Below are 19,356 nucleotides of genomic sequence, written 5' to 3' on the forward strand. Positions count from 1 at the left end.
CGGACGCACGTACACGCGAACGGAGTGATCGCCCCGCGTCGTCAGTCAGCTGCGGCAGGTGCCTTCGGCAACGCCACACCCTTCGGCCACAGCATCCAGATCGTACCCTTCTGCTTCATGTGCCCGGCCAGCTCACCAGCCGCATCGCCGGTGCCCCAGAACAGGTCCGCGCGCACCTCGCCGGTGATGGCGCCACCGGTATCCTGCGCGGCGACCGGGCGCACCAGCGCGGTGCCGTCCGGGCGCGTGGTGGACAGCCACAACAGGCTGCCCAACGGCACCACGTTGCGGTCCACCGCGACGCTGTAGCCGGCGGTCAGCGGCACGTTCAACGAGCCGCGCGGGCCTTCGTCGCTGTCTGGCCCACGGGTGAAAAATACATAGCTGGGGTTGCTGGCCAGCAGCGCGGGCACGCGCGTGGGATGGGCATCGGCCCAGGCGCGGATGGCGGCCATGCTCACGTCGGCCTGCTTCAGCTCGCCCTGCTCCACCAGCCAGCGCCCGATCGGGCGATAGGGATGGCCGTTCTGGTCGGCGTAGGCGATCCGCAGCTGACGACCATCGGCCAGCTGGACGCGACCGGAGCCCTGGATCTGCAGGAACTGCAGGTCCATCGGGCTGGTCAGCCAGGCCAGTACGGGTGCCTTGACGCCGTTCGCGGCGATCCGCGCGGCATCGTCATACGGCTTGAGCACGCGGCCTTCCACGCGGCCGCGCAGGCGCTTGCCCTTGAGTTCGGGATAGAGACTGTCGAGCTGGACGCTGATCATGTCGTCGGGCACGCCGTACACGGGTACCGCTGCCTTGGCCGTGCGGCTGAGGCTGCCGGCATAGATCGGCTCGTAGTAGCCGGTGATCAGGCCATCGGCCCGGTTGCCACCGGCGCGCAGCGCATAGACATCCAGATTCGCCTGCAGGAACTGGTGGATGGCGGCCGGCGTGGTGGCAACGTTGGCCGCCGCGGCGCAGGTAGGTGCCCAGTTGGCCTCCGTCTTCAGGCGCGGGCAGGCACTGCGCCAGGCCGCGAAGCCGGCCTGCAGATCGGCGTCTGCGACGGCGGGCAACGCATTCCAGTTCGCCTTCGCATAGGTGCTGGTGGGCACGGTCGATGGCGATGACGCGGGGCGCTGCGGCGCGACCGCGCAGGCGCTCAACACGGCCAACCCGACCCCCAACAGCGCGATGTGCTTGAGTGCGGGAAGACATGGCGTGGACTTCATGGGCGGCGTTCCTGTTGCAGCAGCAGCGAGTGCAGGATGCGGGCGTCTTCGGCATCCAGCACTGCGGGGAGATCATCACGGCCGCGGAAGCGGCGATGGAAGGCGCCGGCGGCGGCCGCCCGGTCGTCCATCGGGTAGCCGAAGGCCTGCAGGGCCATCCAGGCATCGAAGCCAACCGGGGCGGGGCCATCGGCTGCGCGCGGCCATACGCCGAAACCGGCTTCGGCCAGTTGCTGCCACGGGAAGAAACGGCTGGGATCCTGCTTGCGCGAGGGCGCCAGATCGGCATGCGCGATGATCTGGCTGGGCGGAATGCGCAGGCGCGTGCACAGGTCATCCAGCAGGCGGATCAGGGCCGCGATCTGTGCCGGTGCGAACGGCGTGTCGCCATCGTTGTCGATCTCGATGCCGATCGAGGCCGAGTTGAGATCGGTGATCGTTCCCCAGCGACCGGGACCGGCATGCCAGGCGCGCCGGTCATCGCCGACCAGCTGGTAGATGTGGCCATCGGCGCCGACCAGATAGTGCGAGCTGACCTTGCCGCCGCTGTTGGCGCTGCGCAGCGTGTCCAGGCTCTGCTGCACGGAGTGCTGATCGGTGTGGTGCAGCACGATCACCACCGGCGCGCGCGCGTTGTGGTTTGGCGATGGCACCCAGGTGGCGAGCGGACTGCGGACCTCGGTGCTGGCGCAGGCGGCGAGCAGCAGAAGGGCGAGCAGGACGAGGGAAGTGCGAATCGGGCGCATGCCTGCATTGTGCGTGATCCGGCGATCGGCTGCCAAAGCATGGTGCCGCCCAGCATACGCCCACAAAAAACCGGCGACCCGAAGGCCGCCGGCAAAGGTAAAACATCTCTCTCTCGTTGCTGATGCGGTATAGCGCGCGGATCAGGCCTCGTAGGCCGACTCGCCGTGCGAGGTGACGTCCAGGCCGGTGCGCTCGGCTTCTTCGGTGACGCGCAGGCCGAACACCATGCGCACCACCAGCAGGATCAGCACGGTGGCCACGGCACACCAGACGATGGTGAAGCCGACGCTGACCAGCTGCACCCACACTTGGTGGCCGATATCGAGGTCGGCCTTGGTGCCGCCCAGCGATTGCGCGCTGAACACACCGGTGAGCAGTGCACCGACGATGCCGCCGATGCCGTGCACGCCGAACACATCGGCGGTGTCATCGACCTTGAGCAGGCGCTTGAGGCCGGTGACACCCCACACGCAGACCACGCCGGCGACCAGGCCGATCACGATCGCACCCAGCGGGCCGACGGTGCCGCAGGCCGGGGTGATGCCGACCAGGCCGGCCACGGCGCCGGAGGCCGCGCCCAGCGCGGACGGTTTGCCCTTGCTGACCGCTTCGACCAGGGTCCAGCCCAGTACCGCGGCGGCGGTGGCGAGGATGGTGTTGATGAAAGCCAGCGAGGCGACGGTGTCGGCCGCGGCCGCCGAGCCGGCATTGAAGCCGAACCAGCCCACCCACAGCAGCATGGCGCCGATGTACGTGAACGGCACGTTGTGCGGCTTCAGGGCGGTCTGGCCGTAGCCGATGCGCTTGCCGACGAAGTAGGCGCCCACCAGGCCGGCCACGCCGGCATTGATGTGGACCACGGTGCCACCGGCGAAGTCGATCGCGCCCATCTCACCGAGATAGCCGCCGCCCCACACGATGTGCGCCATCGGGATGTAGCTCAGGGTGAACCACAGGGCGGAGAACAGCAGCACGGCCTTGAACTTGATGCGCTCGGCGAAGGCACCCACGATCAGCGCGGTGGTGATCCCGGCGAAGGTCGACTGGAAGGCAACGAACAGGTAGTCCGGCAGGCCGGCGATCGGCGTGTTGCCGACGGTATCCGGGCCGAAGCCCTTGAGGAAGGCGAACTCGGTGAACGAGCCGAAGAAGGCGTTGCCTTGGCTGAACACCGCGCTGTAGCCGTAGGCCACCCACAGCATCAGCACCAGCGAGAACACCACCAGGATCTGGCTGAGGATGGACAGCACGTTCTTGGAGCGCACCAGGCCGCCGTAGAACAGCGCCAGGCCCGGCACCACCATCAGCAGCACCAGCAGGGTGGAGGTGAGCATCCAGGCCACGTCACCGTGGTCGAAGGTGGCCGCAGCGGCAGCTTCGGCGACCGGGGCAGCGGTGGCCTCCGGCGTGGCCGGCAGCGGCTCGACCGCGACCGTCTCCGACGGCACCGGGGTGACCTGGGCCTGGGCGTGCGCGCTGCTGGAGAAGGCACCGACAGCCAGCGCGCTGAGCAGCATCATCAGGCACACGGCATGGAACCGGGCTTGCCACCCGGTGAACAAAGAGGTCTTCATTGTGGGCTCCGAGTGGGGTTAGAGCGCGTCAGCGCCGATTTCGCCGGTGCGGATGCGGACGACCTGTTCGACCGCGGTGACAAAGATCTTGCCGTCGCCGATCTTGCCGGTGCCGGCCGCGGTCTGGATGGCCTCGACCACGGCGTCCAGGCGATCGTCGGTCACGACGGTCTCGATCTTGATCTTCGGCAGGAAATCCACGACGTACTCCGCGCCGCGATACAACTCGGTGTGGCCCTTCTGGCGCCCGAAGCCTTTGACTTCGGTCACGGTGATGCCCGACACGCCAGCGTCGGAGAGGGCCTCGCGGACCTCGTCGAGCTTGAACGGCCGGATGATGGCGGAGATCAGTTTCATGCGCATATCCCGATGGTGGATGGAACCGGCCCGCGTGGGGCCGATGTCAGGTCAACCGGCGGCCACTTGCACATGGCCGCCGGTCGTTGCGCCGAACGTTGCATGAGCCACGCCGTTGCCGACGCCCGAAGGGCGACGCCAGCGGTGACGCGGGAGGGAGGAAGGGCCCATGACACGCGTCCGGTCTCTCTTGCCCCTGGTGGTGCAGCGGACCCACGGTCCGCTTTACAACATGATTACCTTGCCGGCTCCCCAGCCGGAAAGGCGGCGACGATGACGAAGGGTGGGAGGGAAATCCTTCGTCATCGTCACCAGTTGCTCAGTTCGCGTAGTACATCTGGTACTCGAGCGGGTGGGTCGCCGCGCGGAACCTGGTGACTTCCTGCATCTTCAGCGCGATGTAGCCGTCGATGAAGTCGTCGCTCATCACGCCGCCGGCCTTGAGGAACTCGCGGTCCTTGTCCAGCGCTTCCAGGGCCTGGTCCAGCGAGGAGCAGACCTGCGGGATCAGCTTCTCTTCTTCCGGCGGCAGGTCGTACAGATCCTTGTCGCTCGGTGCACCCGGGTCGATCTGGTTCTTGATGCCGTCCAGGCCGGCCATCATCAGCACGGTGAAGGTCAGGTAGCCGGACTGGATCGGATCGGGGAAGCGCATTTCGATGCGGCGTGCCTTCGGGTTGGACACCCACGGAATGCGGCACGAGGCGGAGCGGTTGCGGGCCGAGTAGGCCAGCATCACCGGCGCTTCGAAGCCCGGGACCAGGCGCTTGTAGCTGTTGGTGCCGGAGTTGGCGAAGGCGTTGATCGCCTTGGCGTGCTTGAAGATGCCGCCGATGTACCACAGCGCCAGCTGGCTCAGGCCGCCGTAGCCGTCACCGGAGAACAGATTGGTGCCGCCCTTGGACAGCGACTGGTGCACGTGCATGCCGCTGCCGTTGTCGCCGACCAGCGGCTTGGGCATGAAGGTGGCGGTCTTGCCGTTGCGGTGGGCGACGTTCTTGATGACGTGCTTCATGCGCAGCAGTTCGTCGGCCTTCTGCACCAGGGTGCTGAACTTGGTGCCGATCTCGCACTGGCCGGCGGTGGCCACTTCGTGGTGCTGCACTTCCACTTCGATGCCGACCTGTTCCAGCGTCTTGCACATTTCCGCACGCAGGTCGTGCAGCGAATCGGTCGGCGGGACCGGGAAGTAGCCGCCCTTCACGGCCGGACGGTAGCCGCTGTTGGCGCCGTCGTACTTGTCACCGGTGCTCCAGGCCGCTTCTTCGGAATCGATCTTGAAGAAGGTGTGGCCCATGTCATTGGCGAAGCGGACCGAATCGAAGATGAAGAATTCCGGCTCCGGGCCGAAGAAGGCCTGCTCGGCGATGCCGGAGGACTTCAGGTAGGCCTCGGCGCGCTTGGCGATGCCGCGCGGGCAGCGGCCATACGGCTGCATGGTGGCCGGATCGAGGATGTCGCAGCTGATGACCAGGGTCGGGTCAGCGTAGAACGGGTCGATGTAGGCGCTGGACGGGTCCGGCAGCAGGACCATGTCCGACTCGTTGATGCCCTTCCAGCCGGCGATCGAGCTGCCATCGAACATCTTGCCTTCTTCGAACAGCGACGGCTCCACGATGCTGACCGGGAAGGTGACGTGCTGCTCGATACCACGCATATCGACGAAACGCAGGTCGACGAACTCGATCTGGTTGTCCTTGATCAGCTTCTCAACATTTTCCACGGACATCGGTGAAACCTCAGATGGGTGATTGCCTGAGTGGATAGAGCAATCCCCGTGCCAACTTTTCAGACTTCACAAACCCTTGATTTCACTGGGGTGGCGATCAGCATGGTGCGAGTGCGCACGCACCAAAGCAGTGCAAACGCCGCACCACGCACACCTTTGGTGCGATGCGGGATGCTCTATGCTTTACCCCCACGGGCCGTCGACAGGCGACGTTGGCCACAGCTCCGGGCTGTCGCCGCTGCCCGATTCCATCCCTCCGCGAGCCCCAGTACCGCCGATGTCCGACCTGCTCTCCGCCCTCCTTCTGGGCATTCTTGAAGGCCTCACCGAATTCCTGCCGATCTCCAGCACCGGCCACCTGCTGATCGCCCAGCACTGGCTGGGCGCACGTTCGGACTTCTTCAACATCATCATCCAGGCCGGTGCGATCCTGGCGATCACGCTGGTGTTCCGGCAGCGGCTGTGGACCCTGGCGACCGGCCTGCATGAGCGCGCCAACCGCGACTACGTGCTCAAGCTGGGCACCGCCTTCCTGGTGACCGCGGTGGTTGGCCTGCCGGTCCGCCTGGCCGGCTGGGAACTGCCCGAGACGGTCACCCCGGTGGCCTGGGCGCTGATCATCGGCGGCCTCTGGATGATCCTGGTGGAGGCCTACACCGCGCGCCTGCCCGAGCGCGACGAGGTGACCTGGAAGGTCGCCATCCTGGTCGGCGTGGCGCAGGTGGTGGCGGGCGTGTTCCCGGGCACCTCGCGGTCGGCCGCGGCGATCTTCATCGCGATGCTGTTCGGCCTGAGCCGCCGCGCGAAGGCCACCGAGTTCGTGTTCCTGGTCGGCATCCCGACCATGTTCGCCGCCAGCGGCTATGCCTTCCTGGAACTGGCCAAGGACGGCAAGCTCGCCAGCGAGAACTGGACCGATGTCGGCGTGGCCTTCCTTGCCGCGGTCGTCACCGGCTTCGTCGTAGTGAAGTGGTTGCTGGGCTACATCAAGTCGCACAAGTTCACGGCGTTCGCGGTCTACCGCATCGCGCTGGGCGCGGCGCTGCTGCTCTGGTTGCCGGCTGGCAACTGAACGGCCCGGCGCCGGCGCAACCCCATCGGGGACGCACCGGCGTTTTTCCCCAGGTTCCCAAGGAGATGTACATGAAACGCACCCTGATGCTGATGCTGCCGCTGGCCCTGATGGCCGCCTGCAGCAACCCCTCGACCGCCCCGGCCGGCCGCGATGACCTCGCCCCGGCACCGACCGCCGCCGCCGACCAGGCCGCGGTCGCCCGCCTGGACGTGCAGCGCCTGCAGGGCAGCCACTGGCGCCTGGATTCGGCCACCGACGCCAACGGCAAGCGCATCGATGCGCTGTTCGCGCGCGCCGACAAGCCGGTCACCCTGGACTTCAAGGATGACCGCATCGCGATCAGCAATACCTGCAACCGCATGGGTGGCGGCTACACGCTGGCCGATGGTTCGCTGACCATCTCGCCGATGGCCTCGACCATGATGGCCTGCACCGACAAGAACCTGATGGCGCTGGACCAGGCCGTCGGCAGCCGCCTGGAAGGCGCGCTCAAGACCGAGCTGGGCGATGCCGGCCAGCTGACCCTGCGTACCGCCAATGGCGATGTGCTGGTGTTCACCCCGGAGCCCACCGCTGAAACCCGCTACGGCGGCGAAGGCGAAACCGTGTTCCTGGAAGTGGCCGCGCAGACCAAGCCGTGCCCGCACCCGCTGATCCGTGACAAGCAGTGCCTGCAGACCCGCGAGATCCGCTACGACGACAACGGGGTCAAGCAGGGCGAGCCGGGCGAGTGGCAGAACTTCTACGACGTCATCGAGGGCTATACCCACGAAGACGGCGTGCGCAACGTAGTGCGCGTGAAGCGCTACAAGATCGCCAACCCGCCGGCCGATGCCTCGTCCAACGCCTACGTGCTGGACATGGTGGTCGAGTCCGCGAACGAGAAGAAGTAATAAAGCAGAAGGGCGGCCACGGGCCGCCCTTCTTCATTCTGTAGTGCCGGCTGCTGGCCGGCTCCCGACAGCGCAGTACCGACCAACGGTCGGTACCTACCGGGGCGCGCGCCGACCAACGGTCGGCCTCACCTCACCCCAGCGCCGGGTTCAACGTGTAGGTGCCATGCAGCGATGCTTCGGCCAGCACCTGCCCGTGCATCGCACGCAGCACGTCCGCGGCGGTGAACGGATCGGGCAGATCAAGCGTCGGCACGCCCAGCGCGAACACGCGGAAGAAATAACGATGCACGCGCTCGTCGTTGAATGGCGGGTACGGGCCGTCATAGCCCAGATACTGCCCGGCCATGTCCGGATTGCCGGCGAACCAGCCGGTGAAATCGTTCAGCCCCTGGCGGCTGCCAGCCGGGCCGGCCGGCTGGGTCTTGCCACGTTCGCTGAAACCATCGCTGCAACTGCCCGCCGCCAGTGCGCGCACGTCGGCCGGGATATCGGCCATCGCCCAGTGCACGAACTGCGCGCGCGGTTGATCGCGTGGCACCGTGCAGTCCTGGCGGCCGACCGTATCCGGCACGGTCGGCACGTCCGGATCGATGCACAGCAGGGCGAACGAACGGGTGCCGACCGGCACGTCGTGCCACGCCAGCTGCGGGTTTCGGTTGGGCGCGAAGCCCTCGGCATCGCCGGCCGCGAACGTCGCGGCGATCGGCAGGCCGTTGGTGATGCTGTCACTGCTCAGCTGCATACAGGTCTCCTCACTCTTCCGGGTAGCCCAGGCGCACTGCGACCGAGGTCAGCAGCGCGAACGCCGGCCCCATCACCTCGCGGTAATCGCGCCAGTGGCCGGGGGCCATGCGGGCCGGGCCAAGCGTGGCCGCCGGCGGGAAGCGCATGCCGAACAGCTTGCCCAGGTGCTCGGCCATCGCGTGCGCGTCATGGCCGATGTCGTCGACCCGTACCAGCGCGTTCGGGTACAGATCCTGTTCGTGCAGGGTCGCGACCTGGGCCAGCGAGCGCGCCAACCATTCGGCGGCTTCAAGCACCGAACTCACCGCGAACGGGGCCGGTGCACCAAAGGCGATCCACTCCAGCAGCATGTCGCGCGGGTCACGCAGTGCAACGATCAGACGGCCTTCCGGCAGCTGCGGGCGCAGCGCCCACAGCAACGCGTTGTCCCACCACAGCAGCCAGTCGATCACCGCGCCATCGTTGAGCCCGCGTGCCGGCAGCTGCTCGCGCCACTGGGCCACCAGGGCCTCCGGCGTCAACTTGCCGGTGGAGAGGTCCTGCAGCGTGTGATAGTTCTGGAAGGCATCATTGGGCGGGTTGGGCCCGAAGCGGTCGCCGCGGACCACGGGGCTGGCGGCCGCCATCGCGGCGACCACGCGTTCGACGCCCGAGCCCGGCGCACCCCAGACGAAGATCGGCGCGATCGTGTTGTCCTCGGGAATCGGCGCCAGGTCCGGCCAGCTCAGCGGGGCCTTGGCCTGCGGCGGCAGCGGCAGGCGCTGCGGCGCATCGGCGGCATGCAGGTCGATCCACGTGCGCAGCGCATCGTGATGCTGGCCGGCACGGTCCTGGACCGAGCCCAGCCAGGCGCGCAGTGAGGATCGGGAGACATCCGGCGCAGCATCGTGCAGCGCCTGCACGTGGGCGATCGCGCCGGCCGGATCGCGCTTGAGCAGGCCTTCCACCAGGCGCATTTCGCCGCTGGCACGGCCCGGCTCCAGGGTGACGATGCGTGCGGCCATCGCTTCGGCCGCCTCTTCTTCGTCGTTCATGTCGTGCAGGCGCAGGCGTGTCTCAAGCGCCGGCAGGTGGTCGGGCATCGCCTGCAGCCAACGCTCACCGACGGCAACCGCTTCGGCGCCACCCACTGGCTCGACGGTGAGGCGGGCCATCCACAGGTCGTGGATCCCGGGGTGATCCGCCAGCGTGGCATCCAGCGTTTCGCGGGCCTGCTGTTCGCGGCCCAGGCGCTGCCAGGCCATCAGCAGCAGTTGCAGCGTGTGGCGGTCGGCCGGCCACTGCGCCAGCACCGGCAGCAGCTGCTCGAGAGCCTGCAGCGGCTGCCCGGCCTGCAACTCCAGCTCACCGGCCAGGCGGCGCATGGCCGGGCTGTCGCCGGCCGGGGTCGCCAGCACCTGGCGCATCATCTCGGCGGCCACGTCCACGTGGCCCTGGCGCAGCGCCAGCTGGACGATCAGGCCCTGCAACGAGGTCACGCTCGGGTTCAGTTCCAGCACGCGGCGGAAGGCCTGCTCGGCGAAGGCCAGCATGTCCTTGCCCAGGTACGCGAAGCCGAGGGCGTACAGCACCCGCGAATCGCCCGGCAGGGCTTCACTGGCGGCCGACAGCAGGGCCAGCGCGCGATCCACCTCGCCCCGGCGCAGGGCCACCATGCCCGACAGGGCGGCCAGTTCCGGGTGGTCTTCTTCCACGCGGGTGGCCAGGCGGGTCAGGCGTTCTGCTTCGTCAACGTCGTTGCGGGCCAGCGCCAGGTGCGCCTGCATCACGTACGCGGACAGCTCGTTGGGGTTGAGTTCGGCGGTGCGGTCCAGCGCCGAGCCGGCTGCATCGAACTGGCGCAGGGCCAGCAGCAGGCCGGCCTGCTGGAGATGCAGGTCGGCGTTGTCGGGGGCCAGTGCCAGTGCCTGCTGCAGGCTGGTCAACGCGGCATCGAACTGACCCTGCTGCTGCAGCGACAGCGACAACCAGCGATGCGCCTGCGGCTGCTCCGGCTCGGCCGTGGTCCACTCGCGCGCCAGCTGCACGGCGTCGTCCACCGCATTGCGGCGCAGGGCTTGGAGAATCTGGTCTTGCATGACGGTCCGAACTCGAGGGCAAACCCCGATTGTAGCGGGGCGGGCCAGCGAGAACGGCCTGTCAGGCGGGCGTATTCGCCTCGATCCGCAACCGCTGGGCCACCCAGCGCTCGGAGAAGCCATCGCCGCGCCAGTTCTCCAGGAAGCCGCAGTGGCCGCCCCACGGGGCGATTTCCAGATGGGCATGGGCCGGCAGCCGCCAGCCATTGAAGGTGGCGAACGGGATGACCGGGTCGTCCTGCGCCATCAGGATATCGGCCGGCACCTGCAGCCCGGCCAGGCCGTCGCCGGCGATCGAGTACCCATCGAAATAGGCCTGCAGCGAGCCGAATTCAGTGTGGTGCTCGACCAGCCAGGCGGTCAGCGCGCGGATGTCCAGCTTGAGCACGCGGTCGTCCCAGTCGCTCAGCTCCGGGAACAGATCACGCTTGCGACGCAGCGAGCCGGCCCATTTGCGCCGGAAGTACCAGTCGTACATCGCCGGGCCGTTCTCGATGCTTTCCATCGTGATCGCCGGGTCCAGCACCGGGCACACCGATGCCACGCGGCGCAGCGGCACGCCGGCCGAGGGCGCGCGCAGCGCCAGGCGCAACACGAAGTTGCCGCCCAGCGAGTAACCGGCGGCGACCAGCGGCAGCGCCGGCCAGCGCCGGGCGATGTCACCGGCGGCCTGCACCACTTCGTCGATCCGGTTGGAGTGGAAGATGCCGGGATTGAGATGATGGGTGTTGCCGTGGTCGCGGAAGTTCAGCCGGACCACGTCGTAGCCCTCTTCCAGCAGCCGCGCGGCCGTCATGCGCATGTAGCTGGACTCGGCACTGCCTTCCCAGCCATGCAGCAGCAGCGCCATGCCGACCGGCTGGCGCCCCTGGATATAACTGTGCCACCCCTGCAGGCGCACGCCTTCGCCGCCATCGAGGATGAGTTCGTCGGTGTGCGCCCCGGTGGCCGCAAGCAGCACCAGCCCGCGCTGCATGCGCATCCGGCTGGAGCTGAGCATGGACTGCAGGTGCGGATTGCGCAGCCAACGCGGGGGGTGGTAGTCGGCAGCAGTCAACATGGGCGCGAGCCTGCTCCCGGCCGCGACGCTGGCGCGTGAAGGAACACCACCAGCTTACTCGGCGGCCATGGCCGCCAGGATGCGCGCACGCGAGGTTTCCGCGATGCGGCGACGGCCTTCCAGATCGTGGGTATCAATGGGCGCGAGGAAGTGCACCTCGGCCCGCCGCGCCGGCTCTCCCAGCAGACGCAGGAAGTTGGCGAAGAAGCTTTCTTTCGGCCCGAACGCGACAATGGTCTGCGCGTCGCCGCGCCAGCCATACCGCAGCGCGACCGGCTGGATCGGAACCTGGGTCTCGACCGCGGCCTGGAAGATGCGGGCGTGGAACGGGCCGACTTCATGGCCGCCACGGGTGCGCCCTTCCGGAAACACGCCAACCGCCTTGCCCTCGCGCAGGCGCACGACCATTTCCTGCATCACCCCGCCCAGCGATTCGGTGCTGCCACGCTGGTGGAAAATGGTCTGCCCACGCGCGGCCAGCCAGCCGACCACCGGCCAGCCGGCGATCTCCTGCTTGGCCACGAAACCCATCATGCGCTGGCTGTGCAGCATCGAGATGTCGACCCAGCTGACATGGTTGGCCACGAACAGCACCGCACCCGGCAGCGGTGTGCCGATCCGGTGCAGGCGGAAGCCGAAGATCCACATCAGGCCGGCCGACCAGGCATTCACCGCCGCATGCTCGAACGTGCGCTCGCCCACGCGCACGCACCCCCACGGCGGCAGCATGGCGATCAGCAGCATCGGCAGGAACAGCAACAGGTGGACCAGCAGCAGCGGTACGCGGTACAGGTAACGGCACACACGCGCCACGCCGCCACGTGAGGCCGGAGTGGGGGAATTCATCCGCGAACGATACCCGAGCGCCGCAGGCTCTGCCAGCGGAATCCGGACAAATCGATGACGTGCGCAAGCCAGCCGCCGCAAGCCGTCAAGCCAATGGCCACCGCCGGCACAACGGCCGTCCCGGCCGGCGCCCGCGCACTGTCGCAGGCCACGCAACACAGCATCCGTGCCATGCGTGTGATCAGCCCGGGCGCACGGCCGGCACCACCGCCAGGGTCAGGCGCGAGGTACAGACCAGCTTGCCGGCCGCGTCCTCGATGCGGATGTCCCACACCTGGGTGCTGCGGCCGACGTGCACGGCGCGCGCGGTGCCGGTGACGGTGCCGGCACGCACTGCGCGGATGTGGTTGGCATTGATCTCCAGCCCCACGCAGACCTGCTGGGCGGTATCCACGCACAGGTTGCCGGCGCTGCTGCCGAGGGTTTCGGCCAGCACCACCGAGGCGCCGCCGTGCAGGATGCCGTACGGCTGGCGGGTGCGTTCGTCGACCGGCATGGTCGCACTGATCCAGTCCTCGCCCGCCGCGGTGAACACGATGCCCAGATGCTCGATGAGGGTGTTGCGGCTGAGATCGTTGAGGGTCTCGATCGACACCACGTCGCGGAATACCTGGGACATGCAGCTCCTCCGTGGGTTGCAGCGTTACAGAATCGGAACCAGCCCGGCGCCGAAGGCGGTGAGCATGCGCACCAGCAGCCACTTCGGCCCGACATTCACTTCGGGGAAGTCGCCGACGGCGACATAGCAGGTATGGAATGCCGGGTCCTGCCGCTTGAGCGGATCCGGACAGTCGGGCCCGGGCTGGAATTCGTAGTCGGTGGCGTAGCGCCACGGCCAGAAATCAAGCACCGGCAACGCCTCGGAGGCCTTGCCGACGCTGTAGTTGAGGCCGGACAGCACCGGCGGCTTGGCACGCGGCGCGACCACCCAGGAGTTCTGCGGGTGGATGTCGCGCAGGATGCTCTGCGCCAGCGCTTCGGCGAACACCGGATCATCGATGATCACCGCGCCTTCAGTGTTGTAGTTTTCGCTGCGCGGATCGAAGTTGTGCGTCCCGATCACGCCGATGCGGCGGTCCACCACCATCGATTTGGCATGCAGGCCCATGCGGGCACCCTTGCGGGTGACCGGCAGCGGCTTGTTGACCGCTTTGGTCCCCAGGAACGACGGCCGGGTTTCGGCGCGCAGCACGCGGCGCTCGACCACGCTGCCATCGGTGCGCCGGCGCGCGGACGGCCCCGGCGTGGGCTGCCGCGTGACCCGGGCGTCGGCGCTGCCGGCCGCGTCGCTGCCGGCAGCGCGGCCACGGCGGGGATCGGCATTGCCGCTGCCACGTGCATTGCTGCCGGCCGCACTGCCGCCGAGCAGACTGCTGCGCTTGCCCGGCGAGGCCGGCACTTCGGTGCCCAGCGGTGCCGGCAGCAGGTTGCGGTAGTCCACCGGCGCATCGAGTGGGAACGGCTTGAACTCGTAGATGTTGAAGCCCAGCTCGCGCAGGTTGCGGCGTTTGTACTTGTAGGACAGCGCGTAGACGATCGGGTTGTCGGTGGCGGCCAGGCTGTTGGTCGAGACCACCACGCGCGGTGCCTGCTCGCGTTTGCGCAGGTCACGGAACAGGCGCTGCGCCGGCTTGGACAACACCAGGTACGGGGTCTGCAGCAGCACTTCGGACTGCGCACTGGCGATCAGCGCGTCCAGCTGCGGTTCGGTCACGTGCTGGCCGTTGGCCGGCTGGCTGGGGCGTTCACGGCGATGCTTGCGCGGCAGGTCGGCGACGTACTGCACCGAGGCCACCGGCAGGGCGGTGTCGACGAAGGCGCGGCGCACGAAGTCCGGATCGTCGGCCTCCTCGCTGACCCGCTCGATCCGCTCCGGTCGCCGGACGTCGGCCGGCGGCATGGCCGGTACGCCCTGGCGCAGCAGGGTGCGGCCGACATCGTTGAGGCGTTCGGCCGGTACGCTGCGTGGCGCGCGCCAGAACGCATCGAAGTTGGCGGCCATCTCACGCACTTCCGGGCCGGCCACGATCACATCGCGGTCGCGGAAGTTGTATTCGCTGTCCCAGTCGTAATAGTCGTCCTGGTAGTTGCGCCCGCCGACCACGCCGAGCGCATCGTCGACCACCAGCAACTTGTTGTGCATGCGCTGGTTGAAGCGGCGGAAGCAGCACACCACGCTGGCGGCATAGTCGAAGTAGTTCAGCCGTGCCTTGCCGAACGTCGGGTTGTAGACGCGCAACTCGAAGTTCACATGGCTGCCGGACAACGCCCCGAGGATCTCCAGGTCGGAGATCGCCGAGAGCTGGTCGATCAGCACGCGCACCTTGACCCCGCGGCGGGCGGCCGCCTGCAGTTCGTCCAGCACCAGCCGGGCACTGTCGTCCTTGTCGAAGATGTAGGTCTGCAGGTCGATGCTGCGGGTGGCGCTGCGGATCAGGTTCAGCCGCGCGACCAGCGAGACCTCGCCCTCGTCCAGGATGGTGGCGTAATGCCGGGGCTGGCCCGCATGGGATTCGGCGAAGGCACGGCCGCCGAGGGCACGCAGCGGCGAATCCAGTGCGCAGCGGTCCAGCTGGTCGCAGTCGACCACGGTCGAACGGGCCTGCACGGCGATACCGGCGGCACGGTCGCGCTCGGCGTTGGACAGCGAGGCACAGCCGCTGCCCAGCAACAGCGTTGCCAGCACCAACAGACGCAGCAATGGGTTCACGGTTTCGGCGCCTCGCTCAGACGCGCACGCAATACAAAAGTCACTCGATCACTCAGGGCAAGCTGCCAGCTGTCCATTCCATACCGGCCACGCTGGACGGTACCGCGGCTGACCACATCGCAATCATACCCGGCCCGGGCACACGACGGCGGCTCGACCCGCAGCGTCTCCGGGTGGCTGACTCCGCGCAGGATCAGCCGGCCCTCGATGCGGCCGCCCTTGTCGACCACCTCGGGCCAGTAGGGCAGCGAGTCGAACTCGACGACCGGGTAGCGTGCCGAGTCGAAGAACTCCTCGCCCCGCATCCAGCCGGTGTAGCGGGCCTTGCCGGGAATCTCGACATAGCGGGTGAACATCCGCAGGTGCACCTGGTGGCGACCGTCGGAGAGCACCTCGATGTTGCCCTCAAAGCGGGGGAATATTCCCTCGATGCGCTGGCCCAGCCGCGTCCGGATCTCGAAGCCGAAACGCGACGTGGACGTATCGAAGGCCAGGGCATGCGAGCTGGCGACCGGCGCCGGCGGCGGGACGGCATCGGCCGTCCCCGCCATGCACAGCAGCAGCCCGACCCACGCCGCGCGGACTGCCCACACTGCTTACGGCCACCAGAAGGCGGTCAGGCTGGCCACACCGGGCTCGATGGCAGCCTCGCGGTCGAAGGCCAGCACCGCGATCCCGGCCGGCGGCATGCCCCGGTAATCGCTGCTGGTGCCCTCGCTCATCAGGGCCACCAGTTGTTCCAGGCCGGGATTGTGGCCGACCACCAGCAGGCGGTCGACGTCCCGACGTGCATCGATCAACCCCATCAACGTGCCGGGGGTGGCCTCGTAGACGGCATCCTCGAGACGCTTTTCGACGAAGCCGGTGATGCCCAGCACGGCCTCGAGGGTTTCGCGGGTCCGCCGCGACGGCGAGCACAGCACGCAGTCCGGCAGCAGGTTGTGTTCCTTGAGCCAGCGGCCGGCGGCCTCGGCTTCGGCCAGGCCGACCGGCGACAGCGGGCGGTCCAGATCGGCCTGGCCGGTGCTGGCGGCTTCGGCATGGGCGTGACGCAGCAGTATCAGTTCTCGCATGGGATCTCTCGTGTCAGGCTTTCTTCAGCCACTTCAACAGCGGCTCCCAGTCACTCTGGTGCTCGCGCACCTGGGCCGAGCGGTAGTCGAACAGACTCCGTCCCAACCCGACCATCACCACATAGCTTTGGCTGTCGCGCAACTGCGCGACCACTTCGTAAGGCCAGTCGGCCAACATCTGTATCGCCTGTTGCGAGGTCTGCGTCCAGGGTTTGGTGCGGTTGAGCACCAACCCGACCGGCAGGCTGCGGTTGTGGACGCGGGGCACGCGCGACAGGCTGTTGAGGAAGCCGACGATGGCCTCGATATCCAGCGCCGAGGGCAGCACCGGGACCACCACGGCATCGGCGACCTCCAGGAAATGCGGAATATCGTCGGCCATCGCACCGGCCGGGGCATCGATGATGACCTCGTCGGTGCCGTCGGGAACCAGTCGCTCCCAACTCTTTTTGCGATATACGTCGATCGGCAGCACGGCACTTTCCAGGACCGAGCGGCGTTGTGCCCAGCGGGTGCTGGAGCCTTGTGGATCGGCATCGGCCAGGACGGTCCGCTTGCCTTCCAATGCCGAATGCGCCGCCAGGTGGGTGGCGACGGTGGTCTTGCCCACCCCGCCCTTGGAACCGGCCACCAGGATCGTCTTCATGCAAGCCTCGCTTCCGGGGAACGTTCCCGCAGCCTACACCGGCGCCTGTGACGGAGATAGTCGCAGCGCTGAACCAGAACCGACGGTCACGGCTTTGCTATCGTTGGTGGTTCCAATGGATTGACCGCCCGCATGAGCGAACTACAGGACCTGAGCGCGCTGATCCGCGCCAACACGCCGCTGATCATCATCGAGACCCAGGATGAGGGCCGGGTCGTGGAGTTGTTCCGGCAGACCCTGATGCACGTCTGGCGTGCCCTGCACCGCTGGTCGATCACCGAGGGCCTGCGCCGGATCGACATGGACCGCGAGGACGACCCGGTCGGCCCGCCCGATGCCAGTGCCGCCCTGCAGATGATCCGCCAGGCCGAACAGCGCGGCATCTACCTGCTGCTCGATTTCCACCCCTACCTCGGTTATGCCAGCCACCAGCGGGCGCTGCGCGACCTCATCCAGCGGCGCCACTGCGAGGCTCACGTGCTGGTCCTGATCGGGGCCAAGGTGGAGCTGCCGGCCGAGCTGGAAGCACTGGCCACCCGCTTCAATCCGCGCCTGCCCGACCCCAACGCGCTGCTGAAGATGCTGCGCGAGGAAGCCGAAGCCTATGCCCGCGAGAACGGCGGGCGACGCGTGGAGGTGGACAACGAGGCGGTCCAGAAGATCCTGCACAACCTGCGCGGGCTGAGCCTGGTGGATGCACGGCGGATCGCCCGCCAGCTGATCTTCGCCGACGGCGCGCTCAGCCAGGACGACCTGCCGCAGCTGGCCCGGCTCAAGTTCGAGCTGCTCAACCGCGCCGGGCACCTGCACTACGAGTACGACACCACCCGCTTCGCCGACGTGGCCGGTGCCAACCGGCTCAAACGCTGGGTCAACCAGCGCCGCCCGGTGTTCCTCGGCGGTGCCGGCCCGGCCGGCCTGGACCCGCCCAAGGGCATGCTGCTGCTGGGCGTGCAGGGCTGCGGCAAGTCGATGCTGGCCAAGGCGACCGCCGCCGGTTTCGGCGTGCCGCTGCTGCGGCTGGACTTCGGCAGCCTGTACGACAAGTACCACGGCGAGACCGAGAAGAACCTGCGCGATGCGCTGGCCTCGGCCGAGCAGCTGGCGCCGTGCGTGCTGTGGATCGATGAGATCGAGAAGGGCCTGGCCAGTGGCGGCGAAGACGGCGGGGTATCCCGCCGCGTGCTCGGCCACCTGCTGACCTGGCTGGCCGAGCGCAAGAGCACGGTATTCATCGTCGCCACCGCCAACCAGGTGCATGAGCTGCCGGCCGAGCTGCTGCGCAAGGGCCGCTTCGATGAGATCTTCTTCGTCGATCTGCCCGATGCCAACACCCGGGTGGAGCTGCTGCGGCTGCACCTGGGCAAGCGCCAGCTCAATGCCGACGACTTCGCGCTGCCGGCACTGGCGGCCGCGGCGGACGGCTTCTCCGGGGCGGAGATCGAGCAGGCGGTGGTCTCGGGCCTGTACGCCGCGCACGCCGAATCACGCGTGCTGGATACCGAGCTGCTGATGCAGGAGATCCGTGGCAGCCGGCCGTTGTCGGTGCTGATGGCCGAACAGGTCACCGCACTGCGCGAGTGGGCGCGCGGGCGCACGCTCAGCGCGGACGCGTAGCGCCGACCATTGGCCGGCGGCCGGATCATGGCTGCCCGTGAAGACCGGCCCCGCGCTGGAGCAGCCACACCCATGCCGGCAGCGTCACCAACGACAGCAGGATGCCGTAACCGACCAGTGCGGCGGCCAGGCGCGGTGCCAGGCGGTGCGCGATCGCCAACGCCGCCGCGGTGATCATGGTCGGCATCGCCGATTCGAGCACATTGGCCTGCAGCATCGTGCCCTGCAGCCCGAACGCCCAGCTGATCGGCAGCGCCAGCGCCGGCATCACCAGCAGTTTCAGCAACAACCCGATGCCCAGCGGCTTGAGCTCATCCCGCGGCAACCGCAGCTGGATCGAGAAGCCGACCGCCAGCATCACCAGCGGCAGCATCGCATCGGCCAACTGCTTCAGCCCGGTGCCGATCCAGGCCGGTGGCTGCTCGGGCATCAGGGTCAAGGCGAACAGCAGCGCCCACAGCGGCGGGAACTTCGCGATCCGCAGCAGGATCTGTGCGGCGGTGGGCGGGGTATCGCCGCTGTAGCGCGCGATCACATAGAGACCGAACGTGGAGAGCAGCACGAAGGTGCCGAACTGGTCGTAGACCACCGCATACGGCAGTGCGTGATCGCCGAGCAACGCACGTACCATCGGGTAGCCGATGAAACTGGAATTGGCCAGCGCCACGCAGATCAGCAGCACCGCGTGTACATCGCGGGCGAACCCGAACAGGCGCGTGGCCAGGCTGACCAGCGCCAGGGAGGCGAGCATCAGCAGCCACGGCGTGGCGACCAGCCCGACCAGGCGGGTATCCAGATGCAGGCGCGGCACGTAGATCAGCACCGCCGCCGGCAGGCACACGTACAGCACGATGCGGTTGAGCACATCGGCCGTGTTGTCGGGCAGCACGCGCAGGCGCGAGAACGCCATGCCCAGGCCGAGCATGGTCAGGATCAGGGCGAACGCATCGAAGGCCATCGCGACAGCCTAGCCCACCCGCCGTG

The 19,356-nt window shown here is 68.0% G+C and carries 18 protein-coding genes; 3 read left to right on the plus strand and 15 right to left on the minus strand.

Annotated features, from left to right (window positions below; translation table 11 throughout):
- Positions 1-41: 41 nt before the first annotated feature.
- The 5 genes from mltA to glnA form a co-directional block, all read right to left on the minus strand.
- Positions 42-1,220: a murein transglycosylase A gene (gene mltA, locus AC07WC_RS08110; protein ID WP_495209545.1), complete on the minus strand. Its 1,179-nt coding sequence runs from the start codon at positions 1,218-1,220 to the stop codon at positions 42-44.
- On the minus strand, positions 1,217-1,966 hold the full coding sequence (locus AC07WC_RS08115) for an N-acetylmuramoyl-L-alanine amidase (RefSeq protein ID WP_495209546.1): 750 nt from the start codon (positions 1,964-1,966) through the stop codon (positions 1,217-1,219). Before AC07WC_RS08115 ends, mltA begins: the two co-directional genes overlap by 4 nt.
- Positions 1,967-2,107: 141 nt before the next feature.
- Positions 2,108-3,541 (minus strand): ammonium transporter, encoded by a 1,434-nt coding sequence (locus tag AC07WC_RS08120; protein ID WP_495209547.1) that lies wholly within the window; start codon positions 3,539-3,541, stop codon positions 2,108-2,110.
- A gap of 18 nt (positions 3,542-3,559) precedes the next feature.
- The gene (locus AC07WC_RS08125; RefSeq protein ID WP_088434834.1) at positions 3,560-3,898 is read right to left on the minus strand and encodes a P-II family nitrogen regulator; all 339 of its coding nucleotides are present in this window, start codon (positions 3,896-3,898) and stop codon (positions 3,560-3,562) included.
- A gap of 319 nt (positions 3,899-4,217) precedes the next feature.
- Entirely contained in the window at positions 4,218-5,627 is a 1,410-nt protein-coding gene (gene glnA, locus AC07WC_RS08130) for a type I glutamate--ammonia ligase (RefSeq protein ID WP_179460567.1), read from the minus strand.
- Between the two features lie 277 nt (positions 5,628-5,904).
- Here glnA and AC07WC_RS08135 point away from each other — a divergent pair, with 277 nt between their 5' ends.
- Together AC07WC_RS08135 and AC07WC_RS08140 are read left to right on the plus strand one after the other, a co-directional pair.
- Positions 5,905-6,699, plus strand: a complete 795-nt coding sequence (locus tag AC07WC_RS08135) for an undecaprenyl-diphosphate phosphatase (protein ID WP_495209548.1) — start codon at positions 5,905-5,907, stop codon at positions 6,697-6,699.
- A gap of 71 nt (positions 6,700-6,770) precedes the next feature.
- Positions 6,771-7,595 carry an META domain-containing protein gene (locus tag AC07WC_RS08140; RefSeq protein ID WP_495209549.1) on the plus strand — a complete coding sequence of 275 codons (825 nt, stop codon included), beginning with the start codon at positions 6,771-6,773 and terminating at the stop codon, positions 7,593-7,595.
- Between the two features lie 133 nt (positions 7,596-7,728).
- Here AC07WC_RS08140 and AC07WC_RS08145 read toward each other — a convergent pair whose 3' ends face one another.
- From AC07WC_RS08145 to AC07WC_RS08185, 9 genes are all read right to left on the minus strand, one after another.
- Positions 7,729-8,340 (minus strand): YbhB/YbcL family Raf kinase inhibitor-like protein, encoded by a 612-nt coding sequence (locus AC07WC_RS08145; RefSeq protein WP_495209550.1) that lies wholly within the window; start codon positions 8,338-8,340, stop codon positions 7,729-7,731.
- Between the two features lie 10 nt (positions 8,341-8,350).
- Positions 8,351-10,420: a tetratricopeptide repeat protein gene (locus AC07WC_RS08150; protein WP_495209551.1), complete on the minus strand. Its 2,070-nt coding sequence runs from the start codon at positions 10,418-10,420 to the stop codon at positions 8,351-8,353.
- A 61-nt stretch (positions 10,421-10,481) separates the two neighbouring features.
- Complete coding sequence (locus tag AC07WC_RS08155; protein WP_495209689.1) at positions 10,482-11,477, minus strand: YheT family hydrolase; 996 nt, start codon at positions 11,475-11,477, stop codon at positions 10,482-10,484.
- A gap of 57 nt (positions 11,478-11,534) precedes the next feature.
- Entirely contained in the window at positions 11,535-12,326 is a 792-nt protein-coding gene (locus AC07WC_RS08160) for a lysophospholipid acyltransferase family protein (RefSeq protein WP_495209552.1), read from the minus strand.
- Between the two features lie 181 nt (positions 12,327-12,507).
- Entirely contained in the window at positions 12,508-12,945 is a 438-nt protein-coding gene (locus AC07WC_RS08165; RefSeq protein WP_495209553.1) for a hotdog fold thioesterase, read from the minus strand.
- 24 nt (positions 12,946-12,969) lie between these two features.
- Positions 12,970-15,036 (minus strand): phospholipase D family protein, encoded by a 2,067-nt coding sequence (locus AC07WC_RS08170; RefSeq protein ID WP_495209554.1) that lies wholly within the window; start codon positions 15,034-15,036, stop codon positions 12,970-12,972.
- A complete protein-coding gene (locus AC07WC_RS08175; protein WP_495209690.1) occupies positions 15,033-15,587 on the minus strand; it encodes a YceI family protein in 555 nt (184 codons plus the stop codon). Before AC07WC_RS08175 ends, AC07WC_RS08170 begins: the two co-directional genes overlap by 4 nt.
- Positions 15,588-15,632: 45 nt before the next feature.
- On the minus strand, positions 15,633-16,109 hold the full coding sequence (locus tag AC07WC_RS08180; protein ID WP_495209555.1) for a SixA phosphatase family protein: 477 nt from the start codon (positions 16,107-16,109) through the stop codon (positions 15,633-15,635).
- A gap of 13 nt (positions 16,110-16,122) precedes the next feature.
- Positions 16,123-16,755: a ParA family protein gene (locus AC07WC_RS08185; protein WP_495209556.1), complete on the minus strand. Its 633-nt coding sequence runs from the start codon at positions 16,753-16,755 to the stop codon at positions 16,123-16,125.
- Between the two features lie 132 nt (positions 16,756-16,887).
- On the opposite strand from AC07WC_RS08185, the gene AC07WC_RS08190 reads away from it, so the two are divergent.
- Entirely contained in the window at positions 16,888-18,372 is a 1,485-nt protein-coding gene (locus AC07WC_RS08190; RefSeq protein ID WP_495209557.1) for an AAA family ATPase, read from the plus strand.
- Positions 18,373-18,397: 25 nt separating this feature from the next.
- Here the strand turns inward: AC07WC_RS08190 and AC07WC_RS08195 are convergent, their stop codons facing one another.
- Positions 18,398-19,330, minus strand: coding sequence for an AEC family transporter (locus AC07WC_RS08195; RefSeq protein ID WP_495209558.1), 933 nt, complete (start codon positions 19,328-19,330; stop codon positions 18,398-18,400).
- Positions 19,331-19,356: the final 26 nt, after the last annotated feature.

The sequence above is a fragment of the Stenotrophomonas sp. GW821-FHT01H02A genome (assembly GCF_059422145.1).